This is a genomic window from Neorhizobium sp. P12A (assembly GCF_008365395.1).
Classification (GTDB): Bacteria; Pseudomonadota; Alphaproteobacteria; order Rhizobiales; family Rhizobiaceae; genus Rhizobium.
This window is the reverse complement of record NZ_QOVX01000009.1, coordinates 28380-45037: the sequence shown is the minus strand read 5'-3', so window position 1 is coordinate 45037 and position 16658 is coordinate 28380. Positions and strand designations below refer to the sequence as shown.

The 16658-nt window shown below is 57.1% G+C and carries 17 protein-coding genes and 1 pseudogene; 14 read left to right on the top strand and 4 right to left on the bottom strand.

Annotated features, from left to right (window positions below; genetic code table 11):
• Positions 1 to 25 precede the first annotated feature (25 nt).
• Positions 26 to 850, bottom strand: coding sequence for a hypothetical protein (locus DTW90_RS22670; protein WP_149341138.1), 825 nt, complete (start codon positions 848 to 850; stop codon positions 26 to 28).
• A gap of 508 nt (positions 851 to 1358) precedes the next feature.
• Here DTW90_RS22670 and DTW90_RS22665 point away from each other — a divergent pair.
• A complete protein-coding gene (locus tag DTW90_RS22665; RefSeq protein WP_188080021.1) occupies positions 1359 to 3047 on the top strand; it encodes a flagellin in 1689 nt (562 codons plus the stop codon).
• A gap of 15 nt (positions 3048 to 3062) precedes the next feature.
• Here DTW90_RS22665 and DTW90_RS22660 read toward each other — a convergent pair whose 3' ends face one another.
• Entirely contained in the window at positions 3063 to 3626 is a 564-nt protein-coding gene (locus tag DTW90_RS22660) for a recombinase family protein (protein WP_149341135.1), read from the bottom strand.
• Between the two features lie 206 nt (positions 3627 to 3832).
• On the opposite strand from DTW90_RS22660, the gene DTW90_RS22655 reads away from it, so the two are divergent.
• From DTW90_RS22655 to DTW90_RS22640, 4 genes are all read left to right on the top strand, one after another.
• The gene (locus DTW90_RS22655) at positions 3833 to 4525 is read left to right on the top strand and encodes a helix-turn-helix transcriptional regulator (protein ID WP_149341133.1); all 693 of its coding nucleotides are present in this window, start codon (positions 3833 to 3835) and stop codon (positions 4523 to 4525) included.
• 103 nt (positions 4526 to 4628) lie between these two features.
• Complete coding sequence (locus DTW90_RS22650; protein WP_149341131.1) at positions 4629 to 4958, top strand: hypothetical protein; 330 nt, start codon at positions 4629 to 4631, stop codon at positions 4956 to 4958.
• Between the two features lie 20 nt (positions 4959 to 4978).
• Positions 4979 to 5482, top strand: coding sequence for a hypothetical protein (locus DTW90_RS22645; protein ID WP_149341129.1), 504 nt, complete (start codon positions 4979 to 4981; stop codon positions 5480 to 5482).
• A 468-nt stretch (positions 5483 to 5950) separates the two neighbouring features.
• Entirely contained in the window at positions 5951 to 6253 is a 303-nt protein-coding gene (locus DTW90_RS22640) for a PRC-barrel domain-containing protein (protein WP_132523699.1), read from the top strand.
• A gap of 67 nt (positions 6254 to 6320) precedes the next feature.
• On the opposite strand, the pseudogene xth reads toward DTW90_RS22640, so the two are convergent.
• Positions 6321 to 7087, bottom strand: a pseudogene (gene xth, locus DTW90_RS22635) (exodeoxyribonuclease III).
• 310 nt (positions 7088 to 7397) lie between these two features.
• Here xth and DTW90_RS22630 point away from each other — a divergent pair.
• The 9 genes from DTW90_RS22630 to DTW90_RS22590 all read left to right on the top strand — a co-directional run bounded on the left by DTW90_RS22630 (position 7398) and on the right by DTW90_RS22590 (position 15528).
• Positions 7398 to 7664, top strand: a complete 267-nt coding sequence (locus DTW90_RS22630; protein WP_149341127.1) for a hypothetical protein — start codon at positions 7398 to 7400, stop codon at positions 7662 to 7664.
• A gap of 113 nt (positions 7665 to 7777) precedes the next feature.
• Entirely contained in the window at positions 7778 to 8443 is a 666-nt protein-coding gene (locus DTW90_RS22625) for an SOS response-associated peptidase family protein (protein ID WP_132523697.1), read from the top strand.
• A 32-nt stretch (positions 8444 to 8475) separates the two neighbouring features.
• Complete coding sequence (locus DTW90_RS22620) at positions 8476 to 9123, top strand: SOS response-associated peptidase family protein (RefSeq protein ID WP_149341125.1); 648 nt, start codon at positions 8476 to 8478, stop codon at positions 9121 to 9123.
• Between the two features lie 172 nt (positions 9124 to 9295).
• Positions 9296 to 10570, top strand: a complete 1275-nt coding sequence (locus DTW90_RS22615; protein ID WP_149341123.1) for a serine hydrolase — start codon at positions 9296 to 9298, stop codon at positions 10568 to 10570.
• Positions 10571 to 10809: 239 nt separating this feature from the next.
• Complete coding sequence (locus tag DTW90_RS22610; RefSeq protein WP_149341121.1) at positions 10810 to 11283, top strand: glyoxalase superfamily protein; 474 nt, start codon at positions 10810 to 10812, stop codon at positions 11281 to 11283.
• A 263-nt stretch (positions 11284 to 11546) separates the two neighbouring features.
• The gene (locus DTW90_RS22605; protein ID WP_149341119.1) at positions 11547 to 11915 is read left to right on the top strand and encodes a hypothetical protein; all 369 of its coding nucleotides are present in this window, start codon (positions 11547 to 11549) and stop codon (positions 11913 to 11915) included.
• Between the two features lie 1018 nt (positions 11916 to 12933).
• Positions 12934 to 14367 (top strand): cytochrome ubiquinol oxidase subunit I, encoded by a 1434-nt coding sequence (locus DTW90_RS22600; protein ID WP_149341117.1) that lies wholly within the window; start codon positions 12934 to 12936, stop codon positions 14365 to 14367.
• A 4-nt stretch (positions 14368 to 14371) separates the two neighbouring features.
• On the top strand, positions 14372 to 15382 hold the full coding sequence (gene cydB / locus DTW90_RS22595; RefSeq protein WP_149341116.1) for a cytochrome d ubiquinol oxidase subunit II: 1011 nt from the start codon (positions 14372 to 14374) through the stop codon (positions 15380 to 15382).
• Positions 15382 to 15528: a DUF2474 family protein gene (locus DTW90_RS22590; RefSeq protein WP_149341114.1), complete on the top strand. Its 147-nt coding sequence runs from the start codon at positions 15382 to 15384 to the stop codon at positions 15526 to 15528. The genes cydB and DTW90_RS22590 overlap by 1 nt, the downstream gene beginning before the upstream one ends.
• A gap of 38 nt (positions 15529 to 15566) precedes the next feature.
• On the opposite strand, the gene DTW90_RS22585 is transcribed toward DTW90_RS22590, so the two are convergent.
• Complete coding sequence (locus DTW90_RS22585; protein WP_210251426.1) at positions 15567 to 16580, bottom strand: alpha/beta hydrolase; 1014 nt, start codon at positions 16578 to 16580, stop codon at positions 15567 to 15569.
• Between the last annotated feature and the right edge of the window lie 78 nt (positions 16581 to 16658).

Genomic DNA, 16658 nt, shown 5'->3' with positions numbered 1-16658 from the left:
GAGGGGGATATCTCTGGAAGGATGATTATTGGGAGACCGCTTTCGTCAGCTGCCATCGGCTCAAAAGCGATCTCAGACCGTCGACAATGAGGACGTGCTGGGAGACCGCGTTCCGGTTGAAGATCAGCGTCGCCTCCAGGCTCAAATCCTTGAAATCGACTTCTCCCATGCACCGGGTCGATATCGGATCGCATCGGATGACCAGATCCTCAATCTCGCTCGACCTGAACCAGTAGATTGCCTTCAGAGCGCCAACGGGAACAGTTGTCTTCCACAATCCTCCGTCCTGCACAATTCCGGCTCCGCCCCGAACCAGATTTTGGGACTCGATCAACCAACCCGCTGTCGAGCGCTTGTCATGGAGGCCCGGGCCATACGGTTTAAGCATCGCCTGAACGACAGACTCCTCCGGACGTGGGTTCGGTCGTCGCTCTTCCACGGGGCTGTCGGTGTTGCTTACATAGATCATCTCCCGCTCGGGAGCATCGAGGCTAGGTATCCAATACTGCAGCCACAAGGCTTCAAGGGCGTGGCGGCAGTTCAGTGTCCGAACGAATGGGCGGCTATTCCAGTAACCCCATGGAACAGCAAGTTTCCACGGCCCGAGGTCTACGTCGACTGGATGCGTCGACTCGATAAGCGCACCGCGCCGTCGGTTCAGATCGAAATTCTCGTACGACGTACTGCGCGTTGCGTCGTCGCACGGAAGGTTATAGACGTCTTCTCTTGTCTCGGGCCTGCTGGGTGCGGAGTAATCGTGAATCGACAGCACGCCCCAGGCATTGACACCTGCGACCAACAGAGCGGTTCCGGAGCCAACGGCGATGACGGCCAGCGCGGTGACCGTCAAGAGCCGTTGCAAGAACTGAGAAAGCCATCGGAACATTGCTGATCATTGCGCCGCTCGCTCGTGCATTTCAAGGAAGGTCAACGCCGTCGATCGCTCTATAGTTGTCGATTTCTAAATTTCCTGGCGTGAAGGCGGCGCTAGAATCGATCTGCTCGCGAAAAAGGCCCCGAAACAGCTTGATCGCGCTCGGCTCGGCCGCCGACCTTAATGCGGATATTTCGCTGGCATCCTTCCGATCCGCCAACGAAATTCGGCATGACAGCGAACCTATTATTGGACGAACCAAAAATTGGCTCGAAATCACCCCAAGCCGATCGATTGCCATCGATCTCGAACAATGGGCAGACAGATTCCAAGTCAGCATTTTGGACGATCGGTTTGCGGAAAGGGTAGTTTCCCCCTCCGATTTGGCGCCATTCGTTAACTGCATAATTACATCTTCCGGCTGCGGGGTTTCCGCACTCCGGTACATGACGATACCGACCTCAATCCATTTCCCGGTATGGTCATGACAAGCATCCTGACGAACTCATCAGCGACAGCGGCTTTGGCCACGTTACAGGCGGTCAACAACCAACTGACCCGCAACCAGGATCAAATCAGTAGCGGCCTGCGGGTGGCCTCCGCCTCCGACAATGCCGCCTACTGGTCTATCGCCACGACCATGCGGTCGGACTCGCATGCGATCACCGCCGCCAGCGATGCCATCGCACTTGGCAGCGCGACGATCGACACCGCGTATTCGGGCGTCGATTCCGTGATCGACCTCGTCAGCCAGTTCAGATCCAAGATCGTCTCGGCCATGGAACCCGGGGTCGACAAGACCAAGATCCAGAGCGAGCTCGACCAGCTCAAGCAGCAGGTCGTCTCCATCGCCGACTCCTCCAGCTTCAGCGGGCAGAACTGGCTGTCCACCAATGTCGGAGACCTCTACGATCCCTCCGAGGACACCGCGAGCCTCGTGTCGAGCTTTGTCAGAACGGGATCGTCGGTCGAGCTGAACAAGACCACCGTGGACCTTCAGGGCATCTCGCTGTTCAACTCAGGGGGCGGTGGCATCCTGCAGGCCGACGACAGGTCGACTGGCACGATCGGCGGACTGCGCAACACCGACGTGTTCACAGACGGGAGCGGGTCCATCCAGAGCTTCACGTTCAATGGGCCGCTCAACTTCACAGACAATTCGACAGCCATCACCTTCACGATGGTCATCGACGCGGAGGATCCGTCGACAACTCCGTCGCCCGGCCCCGGCAACACGGTGACCGTCAGGATCGACAGATCCACAGTCGACCAGGCCGACCCGACTCTCAACGGCGTCGTTTCCACCCGTGACCAGTTCGCCAATGTCATGCAGAAGGCCCTGCAGTCGACCGGAGCGATCTTTTCCACGATGAGCGGCTCGTCGTACGGCTACGCGCTCCTGTCGAACGAGACTTCGGGACTGACGGGATCTTCCATCCAGGTGACCAGCGTAGCCTCGACGCTCGCATCGGGAAAAACAGGCGGCCTCCAGCCCACAGGCACCAGCTATGGCGCACGGCCTGCGCTCATCAGCTACTGGGACCAGCCCTTCAAGGTCGACTATTCCGCGGAAATCCATGTTCCCATTTCCATCAACGGAACGACGACGCTCCTCGACATCGACAGGCAGACGGTCAACGACGCGCTCGGCACGAACGACGGCATGGTGAATTCCAGCGACGATCTCGCTGCCGTCCTCAACGACGCCATGTCGAAGCAGAACCTCGGCCTGACCGCCACCTCGGAGGGGTCATACCTTCTCTATCAGGAAGACCCGACCATCCTGAAGGAAGCGGGAAGCAAGACATCCCTCGGTATCGGCCCTGCCTGCGACGACTTCACGGATCTCCCCGACTTCGGCCTTCTCGATGTCGATGTAACGACCCCCGCGGCCGATCTCGATCACTACCTGACCGGGGTCGACGGCATGCTCGACAAGCTGACGGCCGCCGGGTCGACGCTCGGATCTCTCAAGCAGCGGAGTGATCAGCAGGCAGACTTCACAAGCAAGCTGCTCGACAGCCTCAATTCGGGGATCGGCAAGCTCGTGGACGCCGATATGGAAGAAACATCCGCCCGGATGAATGCGCTGAAGACCCAGCAGCAGCTTACGATCCAGAGTCTGCAGGTTGCCAATTCAGCGCCGCGAATCCTGTTGCAGCTCTTTCAGTGACCGCGGATAGAATGGCTATCCATGCTTCAATCGCCCGATTCCTCGGGCAACAGTCCTCGGGTGCACGTTGTATCGACGGGCAACCTCTTCTATCGATGATCCCGTGTTCATCGCTTCCCTGATCTCGAAACATTGATCCGTGGTCAATGATCGACGCCTCCCTAGGCATTTCCCACGTGCCCTGGCGGCTTCGATACCAGCTTTAGTCCGTTCGCGTATCAACGATCGCTCGAATTCTGCGATGGCAGCGAAGATATGGAATATCAGTCGACCTCCTGCCGAGAGTGTATCGATGTTTTCCGTCAAAGACAGAAAGGCGACGCCACGCCGTTGCAGCTTGTCGATCACCGATATGAGATGGCGTAACGACCTGCCTAGGCGATCCAGGCGCCACACGACGAGGATGTCGCCTCTCCGGAGAGCTCGAAGCGTCGAGTCCAGTCCGCGCCTTCGGCTGTGTGTTCCGGAAATCCCATGATCCTCGAATATCCGCGAGCATCCCGCACCTAAGAGCGCATTCTTTTGCAGGTCCAGACTCTGGTCTGCTGTAGAGACTCGCGCATATCCAATCTTTGCCATCTAGTCTTTCCACGCATCCTCCGATGTCGACGCCATTGACAGAATGGAACGCTTTTGCGCGACGGGCATCGGGTGGCTCAAAACTCAAGAAGACAACAATGGCGAAGGGTGATGCATGAGACAAAACAGCTCCTAGTGTCGTGACAAAATGGTTCGTTTTCGTCGCTGAGAGCTGTGCAAGTCACCAAGATTGCAAGGACGCAGTCGTGAAGCCGTCGGCGACTTTCAAGCAAATTTCGCAGCTTCTGATGGATTCATGGATCTCTGGCGCCGACGGCGGTCATCCGGAGGAAGTCTATGGCCCAGTAGACGATCTTCTTCGCCCACACATGGCCTTGCTCGTCGTCGACACAAGTTCAGTTGCTAGCGACAGCTTCCGGATGGACTTCATCAAACGCTATGAACTGCCGACAGGATTCGAAAGCATGAAGCGTCTGCAGCAGCCTTTTTCATTTGCCGATTTTCCAGATCGGAGATTTCTTTGCGAAGTCGTGGCTCCGGCCAACGTGGCTGCTGCCGAACGTCAACATCCCGTCATTGATTATGTCGCCGCCACGGTTCTCGACGTTTGGATGGCTTATGATCGGTTGGTTTTGCCGCAGAAGAATTCCGTAGCGAGAAGCAATTGGTGCATCAGTCTCATCGGGATCCACATTCTGCTTCCGGCGAAAGCTCGCGTTCAAGGACTCGATGATTCCGACCTGGCTATCTTGCAGTTGCTTGCCGAAGGCATGCTCGTCAAGGAAATCGGCAATGCCATGAATCTTTCGCCGCGGACAATTGAACATCGAGTCGAACGGCTGAAGTCAGCGTTCGGTGCCAGAAACATTCCGCACTTGGTGTCCTTGTCGATCGCATCGGGTATTTCGAAAGCGGAAGCTTGGCCCACGCGAGGCTAGACCAGTCGGAGACTGCGTCCCGTTCCCGTACGAATATCTCCTTAGCGGCGAATCAATCAGGTTGTAGGCTCATCTTATATCGACCGCTTTTTCACGCTGGATATTGATCATGATTGTTTTCAGAATCGATTGCTCGAATGCGTTCTATGCTGTTGCTCTCCTCGCCGCCGTTGTTTCCTCCGCAGCCAACGCTGCCGTAAACGATAACAAGTGCGTCAAGACGATCAACGTTTTGGAAAACATGTTCGATGCCGAGAAACTGCAGTTCAAGAATGATCACTGCGCGCTGCTGAAGGCGGCGGCGGCAAACCGCGGGGCAATGATACATGAGATCAATGCCGATCCGGAGGAATGCGGGCTCGATCCGAAAGTCGTGGCGGCAATTTTTAGTCATTATCAGCAGGTCGGTCAGCAGGCGGCAGCTTGTAAATAATCTTCCCGAGGTGTGGTTCCTTGAATTATCTTTTAAGAGATAGCAAACCCGAACGATGGTTTCGGCTGGCTCTTTCGGCGGCCATCCTGATCGTCGGAATGACTTCGTTGGTGCGTGGTTATGAGCTGGCGTTCAGCAAAGACGATGACGGGTTTTATCGACCCGACGGATACACGACCAACGGGATGTATATCTCAGTCGCCGTACTCGCTTGGTTTGCCTGCTTTCTGGGGCGGCGTCTCAGATTGCTGTCGTGGGTAATGATTTGTGCTCTCGCGTGGTGGGCCAACACCACAACCTGGTATTATCTTCATGACCTCTACTACGCCATGGGACAGGACGGCTGTCTTACATGCGATGACCATATGACCGAGCTTCACCTGTATACCACCGGTTTCGCGCTGCTTTGCCTGGTCTGGGCCGTGGTCTTCAAGCGGCACGTTGTCGATCGATTGGCGGAAATATCGGTCTTCGTAATCGCCTGGATTATCCTGACGATGTTGGTGGGTGCCAACGATGGCTAGCGGGAAAGCTGAACCGCAAGGGATTCCCTGGCGCTGGGTTCGGGATTGACTCTCAGGTCTACCGACCGGACGTTGACGTCTTTGGACTGCTCGTTAATGTCACCATCAGGAGTTCGAAAATGGATGCGAAAGCTAACGTTGCAAAGAAGCCGACGCTTGCGGAAGCGCTCCAGAAGTCTGGCTTCATCCCATATAGCGGCAGCCGCGTGATAGTTGAACAAGGCCGGAAGCGAGAGCCGTTGAAACTGGCGGCTTGAAACGAAGTTCCGAGGAAGAGGTGACTCTCGATTGCTCTCACACCTCGGCGGGTTGTTCAAGAACGCCGCGCGGCTGTGAGCTCTCTCAGGATCCTTCATGTGCGTCGCCTGGCAATCGAGCATTGTCCGCTTCCATTGCCGGATCCGGACGACGGCCGGAACAATTGTTCCCCCGGATGGTTGATCCAGTCCAAACCATGGGAGCACGAAAATGGATCACACCAATCACGTTCGACTTACCCCTGCCGAGCTTACCCCTGCTATTCTTGAAGGCGCAACGGTGTACGGCGCTGACGACGACAAGGTAGGGAAGGTGGACCACGTTCATGGCGCCGGCGGAGCTGGCGTTGGCAGCATTGTTATCGACGTTGGCGGCTTCCTCGGAATCGGTGCAAAGCCAGTTGCCGTCCCGATCAGCGATCTCGATTTCATGCGAGATGAAGACGGCGACGTCCACGCCGTAACCAACTGGACGAAAGATCAATTGAAGGAAATGCCAGAACATCGCGATTGATCTTCGATGGCCCGGTACAACCGCCGGGCTTTCTCTTGAGGTGCAAGCCGCTGCTGCGGCGGTCAATTTATGCGTGGTTGAGTTCGATGATGACGGGAGCGTGGTCGCTGGTATGCTCCCAGCTGCGGACATCCCTGCAGACCGTGGTCGATACGAGCCACTCGGCGACAATAGGAAATGGTCGATGCGCAGTCCGGCGTCTCGGGCGAACGCGTTCCGGAAATATTTCCAGAATGTATAGACGCGCTCATCCGGATGCAGGTGGCGGATCGCGTCCGTCCATCCCTGGGCAACAAGGGCAGCATACGCCTCGCGGACTTCGGGACGGAACAGGGCGTCGTCTCGCCACCGTTCTGGTGCATACACGTCGAGATCGCTCGGCATCACGTTGAAATCGCCGACCAGCATTGCGGGCACGTCGAGGTCCAGAAGTTCACGCGCGTAATGCTGCAGGCGCTCGAACCAACGAAGCTTGTAGTCGAATTTCGGGCCGGGCGCGGGGCTGCCGTTTGGAAGATAAAGGCAGCCAATCAGAAGACCGTTCACCGCGGCCTCGATGTAACGGCTGTGCGTGTCATCAGGGTCGCCCGGAAGGCCTCGTCGGGTGAGGAGGGGTTCTGCGTCTCTTGCCAGAATGGCAACCCCGTTCCAGCTCTTCTGACCGTGCCAGATCGCGCCGTAGCCAGCCTGCTCGATAGCCTTTCGGGGAAATTTGTCGTCCGGCGTCTTCAATTCCTGCAGGCACACGACATCCGGACCATCTTCGGCAAGCCATCGCAGCAGCACGTCAAGCCTGCCCTTCACGCCATTCACGTTATAGGTCGCGATCTTCAATGTGCCCCCTCTGGTGAGAGCGGGTGGACGGGTAAGAAGCTCGACTGCCGTTTCGTTGGCCATCGGAGGAAAACGGAAAAACTCCGATGTTCTTCTGCACCGTCGCGTCCGTTTGGCACAGCCCGCGCTCGCCAGCTAAACACTAAAAAACGCCGAACGTTCCATTGCCTGGCATCGATTGATCTGGTTTTGGGGCGCCTAGTGGAATCCGCTGCCTCCTGGCGACGACCACATGCATGAGAATGGCGAGCCGATCGTTTGGCAACTCCTCGTTTTCGCTCAGGGTTTCGATAGAGAGGATCGCTCGTATTTGGACGATGATCCGGAGGCCTGGATCGATGAGTCAGAGGGTATCGTCGAAGAGGTGGATCGGCATCAAGCCTGCAAGTGGGCCATTTCCAAGGAATTCTCCGCGATGTTCAAAGCTGGCGTCGATAAGGGCTGGAGCGAGGCGGAGGTCCTTGCTGCAATCACGGATTCGGCCGATATCGCCACGCTCGGCCACGGGCACGCCTCGGAGGTCGAAACGCTGCTCAACAACATTGCCCGGAAGGCGGCTGAAAACTCGAAGGGCTAGTTTCAAGCCTGATTTTGAGGTTGCTTCGGGACACGACACCAGACCACAGCGGTCGATAGAATTTGATCTTGGCGATGTACTCGGGGATATCGCTGAAATCCGGACAGGCACCGATGTCACGGCTATTCGCAGTCACGCGAACTATCGATGAGATTGTCTCCCACTTCGGTGTCGACGTCCCCGCGTCGGTCGAGGTGCCGACAGAAACTGTCGAAGGGACATACGGGCTGGTCGTCATCGAGAAGGACGGGCTCCGCACGCTCAAGTGGATACCGTGGGGCTTCCCGAGACACACCAGGGAGATGCGGGCGGAAGGGGAGCCGCCCGGACGTATCGGGTTGGTTGCCGATCTCACGAATCCGTTGTGGTCCGGAACTGTGGTCGATCCCAAATATCGTTGCCTTATCCCGATCACCCATTTTGCGAATCCGGAAGGGCCCAGGGGAGAGAAGAAGCGTACATGGTTCTCGTTGCGGAGGGAGCCGCTTGCCGCGTGGGCGGGCTTCTGCCGAAACACTCAAGAGTTCGGCCCCGTCTTCGCGGGGATGACGACGACTGCCCCGGAGATCGTCCGCCCCTTGAACGACCGCATGCCGGTCCTCCTGCGAAAAGCGGAATGGGATCTGTGGCTCCATGGCGGGATCGAGGACGTCATCGCATTCCAGTTCCGCGAACCGATTGCGTCCGAAGAGCTGGACGTGCTTCATACGCGCGACCTGTGGAGGAGCGGGATGCCGCCGCGTCCGCAGCCGAGACGACAGACTTCTTTGCCACTATAGCGGCCTCGTTCACTCGAACAAAAGGGACCAGCATGTGTAATCTCTACACCGTTCGCAAAAGCGCGGCTGAAGTAGCCGCTCACTTTGGCGTCCTTAATCCGATTTTGTCGAATGCGCCGGACGAGGTCTATCCCGGAGGAGCGGGGCTGGCCATCGTCGAGCAGGACGGTGCGCCTGCTATGAGATCAATGACTTGGGGTTTCCCGCTGCGTCTCAAAGGCATGAAACCGGAAGCGAAGCCGAAGCCCGTGAACAACATCGCGGATCTCACAAAGGGAATGTGGATCGGCCTGGCTCGCAAGCCGCAGTGGCGTTGCCTCATCCCGGTCACTCACTTCGCGGAACCGGAGGGCCCCAAAGGCGCGAAGACGCGGACTTGGTTTAGTCTGCGGGACGAGCCGATATTCGCCTGGGCGGGCCTTTGGCGGGTCAGCGACGAATGGGGTCCGGTCTATTCCGGCGTGATGACGAATGCCAACGACGCCGTTGCTCCGGTCCACGACAGGATGCCCGTTCTCTTGCACCGCGATGAATACCAGCGCTGGCTGAACGGCAGCTTCGACGAGGCCCTCGCGTTCCAGCGGCGTGTCTTCCCGCCCGACCGATTGGAGATGGAGCGGACGAGCGAGCTGTGGGTCAAGAGGAAGACGCCCGGCGCTGAAGAGGCCGTCCTGCTCTAAGAGGCCAGCTCGAAATCAAGCGATGCGACAGGCTGGGTCTTCGACGGAGATTTTCCTGATCGCCAGTTTGTCGGTCAGTGTACATTGGCGAACCCCTCCCAACAGCAATCGTCACAAAAGCGGAAGCCAAACTGCCGTAAATGTCCCTCCATACTGATCTTGGAGGAAAGCTATGTATGGGTGGAGAAGTACTGCACTGGCGGTCGTATTGCCGCTAGTTTTCGGGGTTTCGGTGTGTGATGCCCAAGAGACACCGAAGGCTGGTCCCGTCTTCTCGGACACCGGACCCAACGCCGAGACTTACGGTGAACAACTTGGCTATCCGGTGCACTGGCCTCTAACGAAACCAGAAAACATGGTCGGCGACTACAGTCATTTCGATCAGTTGCCTGGTATCAAGACAAGCATAATCGCTGCTGCAGAGAAGCCTTCGCCGCTGTTGCGGGCCCCGGATGAAATCACCGCTTCCTACCCCGTTGACAACAATACCTTCGTGCCATCTATGGCGACCTTACCTGACTACCTCGCACGCAACCCGGCGACGGGACTGCTGATAGCGCATGACCAGACTATTCTCTACGAGCATTACCAGTACGGTCGCACCGACCACGACCGATTTCTTTCGCAGTCGATGGCCAAGACCATCACCGCTATGCTTATTGGAATTGCGATTTCCGAAGGTGCGATCCATTCGGTCGATGACACGGCTGAGACCTACGTCCCCGAATTGAAGGGCACGGAGATTGGCAGCACCCCAATCCGGGCCTTGCTTCATATGGCGTCGGGCATCGCCTTCACCGAGAATTACAGTGGAAGAGACGACAACGCCAAGCTCGTTCACCTGCTGCTCGGCAAAACGAAAATCAGCACCGTCGAGGCTGTGTCGCAGTTCAACCAACGAGTTGCTCCCCCAGATACCCATTGGCATTACAAGGCCCTCGACCCGGAGGTTTTGGGCCTAGTGCTTACCCGTGCCACCCATATGACGATGTCCGAATACCTGCAAACGCGGATATGGCAGCCGATGGGGGCGGAGGCTTCCGCTACTTGGGTGGTTGATAATTCCGGTCAGGAACAGGCATTCGCCTCTTTCAGTGCAACTCTGAGAGACTATGCCCGTTTCGGCCTGCTCCTTGCTCATGACGGCCTTTGGAATGGCCACCAGATCATCCCACGTCAATGGATACTCGATGCTACACAGCCTGTTGAGCAAGGGTCATTCCGAGCGATAGAAGGTACATACGGATACGGGTATTTGACGTGGTTGTTCCCCGGACCCGATCGCATGTTTTGGATGGATGGATTGAGCGGCCAACGTATCATTGTTGATCCGACGACCCACTTGGTGCTTGTGCAGACAGCCGTCCAGCCGGACTCGCCATTTCTAGCGCAAGCCGAATTGTTCAACCTCTGGAACGCTGTACTGAAGCAGTTTTCGACAAACTAGGTAGAACGATCGCAGAGCGACGTGCCGCGTTGCAAACCGCCTTGGTTGGGCACCAAGTGTAGATCGCTTGACAGGAATCATTGGACCGTTCAGCCTGAAAGAAGGTTGGTGCTACCCGTCCGCTCACGCCTCTACGGGCATGGTGAAAGCACCAGATTGACGATCAACTTCTCGCGAGAGATCGGTCCGTCAGAAATGTGAGCACTGGCTTGGTGGTCCGATCCATCACGGGAAAAGCGATGAATACCTACAGAGAAGCCAAGCACATGGCGAAGGTGCTTGAGGAAATATTGCGTGCAAGAAATGTTTCCGTCTCCCATGGCGAAACCCTCAATATCGTTGCACGGCAGTTTGGTCTGAATGACTGGAACACGCTTTCCGCACGGATCAAGCGCGAGGAGGTCTCGGGCGCCCGGCGCATGCAGGCGCTCGCATCCTGGGATTTTGTCGCCGAGCATCCGAGGGAGTTCGATTTCGGCTTGGACGAGGACGCGCGCAATTCCAGGCGCGGGGCTGCATTGATACGCTACAGCGGGGCAAAGCCGACGCGGTATAGAGAATTTAGGCGCGCCTTTGGAACGCTTGCACAAACCGTCTCGGCTGTTCCCTTCCATGGGCAGCGCATCGAAATCAGGGCGGATCTGGCCACGGAAAAAGTCTCTCAATCAAGAGCACTTGCGCGCGTTTCACCTCTGGAACAGACACGGCTTTGAGAACCTATTTGACGATATGTTTCACGCCGCTCGCTTTGGGAATTTCCGCGACAAAACGGGATTGCTGATTATTCGGGGAAGTTTCGTCGCAAAAATCAGGTGGAAAAGCCAGATTTTCGCGACGGATAATGTCGAAGCGATTTGCGGTTCCGATGGGTGCGGTCGAGACTGCCCACCGATAGGCGCCAATTTTTTCTTTCGACGCCTGTAGGATCGAGGCGCCGGTGATCGTCCTCTGCCAGCATCAACACCGGAGGCAGGTCATGAGCGAGATTCCCGTGATCAAGACTAGGCGTAAAGGCAGAATCCATACTCAGAGCATGTTGATTCCCAGCGAGGGGATGGTCAGTCAGGCGCTTTGGGCAGCGCCGCCAGCCCGGCTGTCTGACCTGGGAACCATTCGTCAGGCACTCGCGACTGAATACGGCGCAGACGCCTGCTGCCCGGTGACAGTTCAGCGGCATCTCGTGGAGATCAGCAAGTGCGGCAAGGCCCCATACTGGCGCGTCGTGGATCCCGAGCGACCTTTCGCCCGAAGAATGGAAGGTGGGGCGGAGCTCATTCGCCAGCGGCTGAACGACGAGCGTGCAAATGCAGATCAGCGAAAGGCCTCTTCAAACAGCGCCAGTTAAACGGCAAGGCTTGAAACTCGACCCGGGTGTCCGGAGGGGTCGTCGTCTTTCAATTTTATGGGACGATGAAACGCGACAATCCCCATACCTAAAAGCTGAAGGACAAATCCACCTTACATGCCGCTGTGCCATGGGCACCATCGCTCGTAAAGGTTCAAATGGTCTGGCACGATCGTGTTGGAAACGACCCCGCCCATCGCTGGCTACGGTTGCGGATCGAAGCGGCTGCCGAACTGGCGAAGACGTCCTGATTGGTTACTTGAGCCAGAGGGCAAAAGCGCCTCTGTCAATCAATGCGAAGCCTCATCGACGCTCTTTAACCCTCACCAGAAACCGATTGGCGCAAAATTATCAGGCATCGATACCGTAAGCTCCCATCTGAAACTTGGCGAGCCACTCAGGTAGATCATTTCCATAACAGGGCCTTACGCCGCAAAGTTCCGGAATTGAACTTTATGCGCAAATCGCAACGAATCTCGCGACTTATTAAAAGAAGAGTGCGTGTCGACAGTTCTATTCCCCTTCAAGAGAAGTCGTTTTGAACGCGTTGGATTTACGAGGTTTCTTTGTTATCCTAGGCGGCGCAGAGAACTCTGGATCGGCGGGTTGCTCGAAACGATCAAACTTGGCGCGGGCTTTCTGCCTCACACAATCAGGATAGAAGCCCGTGAATTTCACCGCGTCGACAAGTGCGGCCACAATTACCAGAACGCCGAGGCGGTGAGGTTCAACAAACGGCCCACGGCATCGCGGCGGCTCCAGCATCATTGATCCGCTTGGAACGCACCTGTCAAATCTGGCGCCAGAGGTGAGACCATCGAGCTTGCTGTAGTCGATTGGGAGCCATCGCACGAACCAAAACGATCTCTATACAGTCGGTCAATATGCGCGGTGCGATTTCTTAACCTCACCGTCGGCAACCGATCGAGGAGGGCGACAAAGCCTCTCGGATGCGGATCAGCTGTCGGGATACCGGCGCGGCAAAGTGAAAAGCGTGTTCCAGGCGAAGGGGGCGATTATGTTCGGATTGACGGCGCTTGAATTGGCACGCATCCAGTTCGGCTTTACCATCTCCTTTCACATCATCTTCCCGGCGATCACGATCGGGCTCGCCAGCTATCTGGCCGTACTTGAAGGCTTGTGGTTGTGGAGGAAGGAGACGGTCTATCGCGACCTCTATCATTTCTGGTCGAAGATCTTCGCCGTCAACTTTGCGATGGGCGTCGTCTCCGGCCTCGTCATGGCGTATCAGTTCGGTACCAACTGGAGCTATTTCTCGGCTTTCGCTGGCGGCATCACCGGGCCGCTTCTCACTTACGAAGTCTTGACGGCTTTTTTTCTGGAGGCAGGCTTCCTCGGTGTCATGCTCTTTGGCTGGAACAAGGTCGGCCCCGGTTTACATTTTTTCGCGACGATCATGGTCGCCACGGGCACGCTGATCTCGGCCACGTGGATTCTAGCCTCGAACAGTTGGATGCAGACCCCGCAGGGCTTCGAGATCATCAACGGTCGCGTCGTGCCGGTCGACTGGCTGAAGGTGATCTTCAATCCTTCGTTCCCTTATCGCCTCGCGCACATGACGATCGCCGCTTATCTTGCAACTGCGCTATTCGTCAGCGCATCTGGCGCCTGGCATATTCTGGGCGGCCGGGCGATGCCAGCAGTACGCACCATGCTCTCGATGGCGATGTGGATGATAATCGTTGTCGCACCGATCCAGATTTTGATCGGAGACCAGCACGGATTGAACACGCTCAAATATCAACCGGCCAAGATTGCAGCGATCGAGGGGCATTGGGACAATACACCTGGCGGGAGCGAGCCATTGATCCTCTTTGGGTTGCCCGATATGGAAGCGGAGACGACGCGTTACGCGGTAGAAATCCCTTATCTTGGCAGCCTGATTCTGACCCATGAACTCGACGGCCAAATCCCGGGTCTCAAGGAGTTCGCACCGGAAGACAGGCCGAACTCCGCGATTATCTTCTGGACGTTCCGGTTGATGGCGGGGCTTGGCATGTTGATGCTACTGCTGGGGATCTGGGGTCTGTATTTGCGCTGGCGCGGCCGCCTTTATCACTCGAAGCTCTTCCTTCGTTTCGCGGTGGCAATGGGTCCAGCCGGGCTAATCGCAATCCTTGCGGGCTGGTTGACGACCGAGATCGGACGCCAGCCATGGGTGGTCTACGGCGTAATGCGGACGAAAGATGCCGTCTCAAATCATTCGGCACTGGCGCTATCGACGACGCTTATCGTCTTCTTCGTCATGTACTTTGTGGTCTTCGGCACAGGTATAACCTACATGTTGAAACTGGTTGCCAAGGGGCCGCAACCCTTTGACGATTCTCCACCACGCGATCTGGGACAAACCCAAAGGCCGGCGCGGCCGCTCTCTGCTGCACCCGACCATATCGATCCATCACTCAATTCTCCCAGGCAGAAGGAGGCCTGACGCCATGGGCATCGATCTTCCCCTTATCTGGGCCATCATTATTGGGTTTGGTCTCATGATGTATGTCGTTATGGACGGCTTTGACCTCGGTATTGGTATTCTCTTCCCTTTCATCTCCGACCGCGGAGAACGGGATACGATGGTCAATACCGTAGCTCCGGTCTGGGATGGGAACGAAACCTGGCTGGTGCTCGGCGGCGCCGCCCTTTTTGCGGCATTCCCACTCGCCTATTCAGTGATCCTCAGCGCGCTCTACCTGCCACTGATGCTGATGCTCGCTGGACTGATCTGGCGCGGTGTCGGCTTCGAATTTCGCTTCAAGGCGGACGACGCTCACAAGCTGTTCTGGGATAAAGCGTTTGCGTGGGGTTCCTATATCGCCACCTTCTCGCAAGGGGTTGCTCTCGGCGCTTTCATCAACGGGTTCGAGGTCAAGAATGGAGCGTATGCCGGAGGGCTCTTTGATTGGCTAACGCCATTCAGCCTGTTCACCGGTTTTGGCCTTCTCGTTGCCTATGCACTTCTTGGCTCGACCTGGCTCGTGATGAAGACGGAAGGGGCACTGCACGAGCGTATGAAGCAACTTGCCCGGCCAGTGACCTTGGTCCTGCTTGCCACTATCATCGTCGTCAGCATATGGACACCAGCCTCCCATTCTGAGGTCGCAAACCGCTGGTTCGCATTGCCGAACATGGTTTTCTTCGCACCCGTGCCGGTCCTTGTGCTCTTGGTGACCTTCGCGATACTTAAGAGCTTGCAGAACGAGGCAGTTCACGCCGGGCCCTTCGTGCTGACGTTGTTTATGCTTTTTCTCGGGTATAGCGGATTTGCCATCAGTTTCTGGCCGAACATCATTCCGCCAACGATAACAATCTGGGACGCCGCCTCGCCGCCGGAAAGCATGGGCTTCACGTTGGTTGGCGCGCTGTTCATAATTCCCTTCATCCTTGTCTACACCGCCTGGTCCTATTACGTCTTTCGTGGAAAGGTGAAGCCGGGTGAGGGGTATCACTGATGGCGGTCACGGCCGCCCACTCCCGCAAACGCTGGCTGCGACGCTTCGGCTGGCTGGTGATGATCTCGACAGCAAGCGTGGTCGCGCTAGCGGTCGCCGCCATGCTGTTCAGGCTGCTGATGGGTTTTGCTGGATTGACGGTCTGAAAAACCGCGGGATTTCGAGAACTGAGGAATAAACACGATCAAGGATTTTTCTGCCAGAAGGCGAGGACGGCGACCGCAAACTCATCTGGAGCTTCCTCCGGCAGGAAGTGCCCGCTGCCGGGGATCGCCCCGCCCTCGACATGGTCGCCAATTCTCGCAGTGGCGGCACGCAGCCCGTCGGCAAGTCCGTCACTGCCCCCGAGCGCGAGGACCGGCATCGTCAACCTGAGCTTCGCGCGCGCTTCCTCCCGAGCAATGCCTTCCGGGCTGAAAGCCGCGCGGTACCATTCGAAGCCGGCACGTGCCGCCCCAGGAGTGGAGAAAACCCGGACATATTCATCGACCGCCGCCGGTTCGATCGCATAATTGCGAGAACTCTTGGTTTGGAACAGCCAAGTGAGATAGGCCCGCTCGTGGCCCTGAACGAGCACTTCGGGGAGATCGGGCAATCGGTTGAAGCCGAATTGCCAGAGCTTGAGATTGATTGCGTCGTTGGGAATGCCTGATGGCAGGGGAGAAACGCCGAGGATCGGGGCTTCGGTCAGCACCAGTCGTTTCACATCTGCCGGAAAGGTGACAGCATGCGCGTGCGCGATCCAGGTGCCGACATCATGTGCTATGATGTCAACGCCCCCAGGGCGATTGAGTCCCGTCGCCGCGAGGAAATCATGCAGATCACGGGCCGCTGTATCGAGGTCATAGCCGGTCTGGGGCTTGTCACTGTCGCCGAAGCCCCGCGGCTCAAACACATAGACCTGCCGTCCCGCAGCGGTAAGAAGCGGAGTCATCTTTCGCCACGAAATCCAGCTTTCCGGCCAGCCAGGAAGAAGCACCACGGGCTCGCCTGACCCCGCGACCACATAGTGGAAACGCACGCCGTTCACCCGAACCACATGATGCACGACGTCTGCAAACGGATCGGTTTGTGGTGCATGTGCCGCTCCGGCAGACATGGAAGTTGTGGAAGCCGGAGTGTCGAACTGAGCGAGTGTCGGCATTGGTCCAAGCACAATAAGCGAGGCTGCGAGGCCAACGAGCGTTTTCGAGATCATATCGAATTCCTTCCATCGCAACGGCGCGATCGACAATCGGATCGGCGACGGTTGCATTGCTGTTGATAGATCGGTTTC

Excerpts from the sequence above, each read along its gene's own strand:
- DTW90_RS22665 (WP_188080021.1), top strand. The coding sequence starts at position 1,359 with ATGACAAGCATCCTGACGAACTCATCAGCGACAGCGGCTTTGGCCACG.
- DTW90_RS22660 (WP_149341135.1), bottom strand. The coding sequence starts at position 3,626 with ATGGCAAAGATTGGATATGCGCGAGTCTCTACAGCAGACCAGAGTCTG.
- DTW90_RS22640 (WP_132523699.1), top strand. The coding sequence starts at position 5,951 with ATGGATCACACCAATCACGTTCGACTTACCCCTGCCGAGCTTACCCCT.
- DTW90_RS22625 (WP_132523697.1), top strand. The coding sequence starts at position 7,778 with ATGTCACGGCTATTCGCAGTCACGCGAACTATCGATGAGATTGTCTCC.
- DTW90_RS22620 (WP_149341125.1), top strand. The coding sequence starts at position 8,476 with ATGTGTAATCTCTACACCGTTCGCAAAAGCGCGGCTGAAGTAGCCGCT.
- DTW90_RS22615 (WP_149341123.1), top strand. The coding sequence starts at position 9,296 with ATGTATGGGTGGAGAAGTACTGCACTGGCGGTCGTATTGCCGCTAGTT.
- DTW90_RS22610 (WP_149341121.1), top strand. The coding sequence starts at position 10,810 with ATGAATACCTACAGAGAAGCCAAGCACATGGCGAAGGTGCTTGAGGAA.
- DTW90_RS22605 (WP_149341119.1), top strand. The coding sequence starts at position 11,547 with ATGAGCGAGATTCCCGTGATCAAGACTAGGCGTAAAGGCAGAATCCAT.
- DTW90_RS22600 (WP_149341117.1), top strand. The coding sequence starts at position 12,934 with ATGTTCGGATTGACGGCGCTTGAATTGGCACGCATCCAGTTCGGCTTT.
- cydB (WP_149341116.1), top strand. The coding sequence starts at position 14,372 with ATGGGCATCGATCTTCCCCTTATCTGGGCCATCATTATTGGGTTTGGT.
- DTW90_RS22590 (WP_149341114.1), top strand. The coding sequence starts at position 15,382 with ATGGCGGTCACGGCCGCCCACTCCCGCAAACGCTGGCTGCGACGCTTC.
- DTW90_RS22585 (WP_210251426.1), bottom strand. The coding sequence starts at position 16,580 with ATGATCTCGAAAACGCTCGTTGGCCTCGCAGCCTCGCTTATTGTGCTT.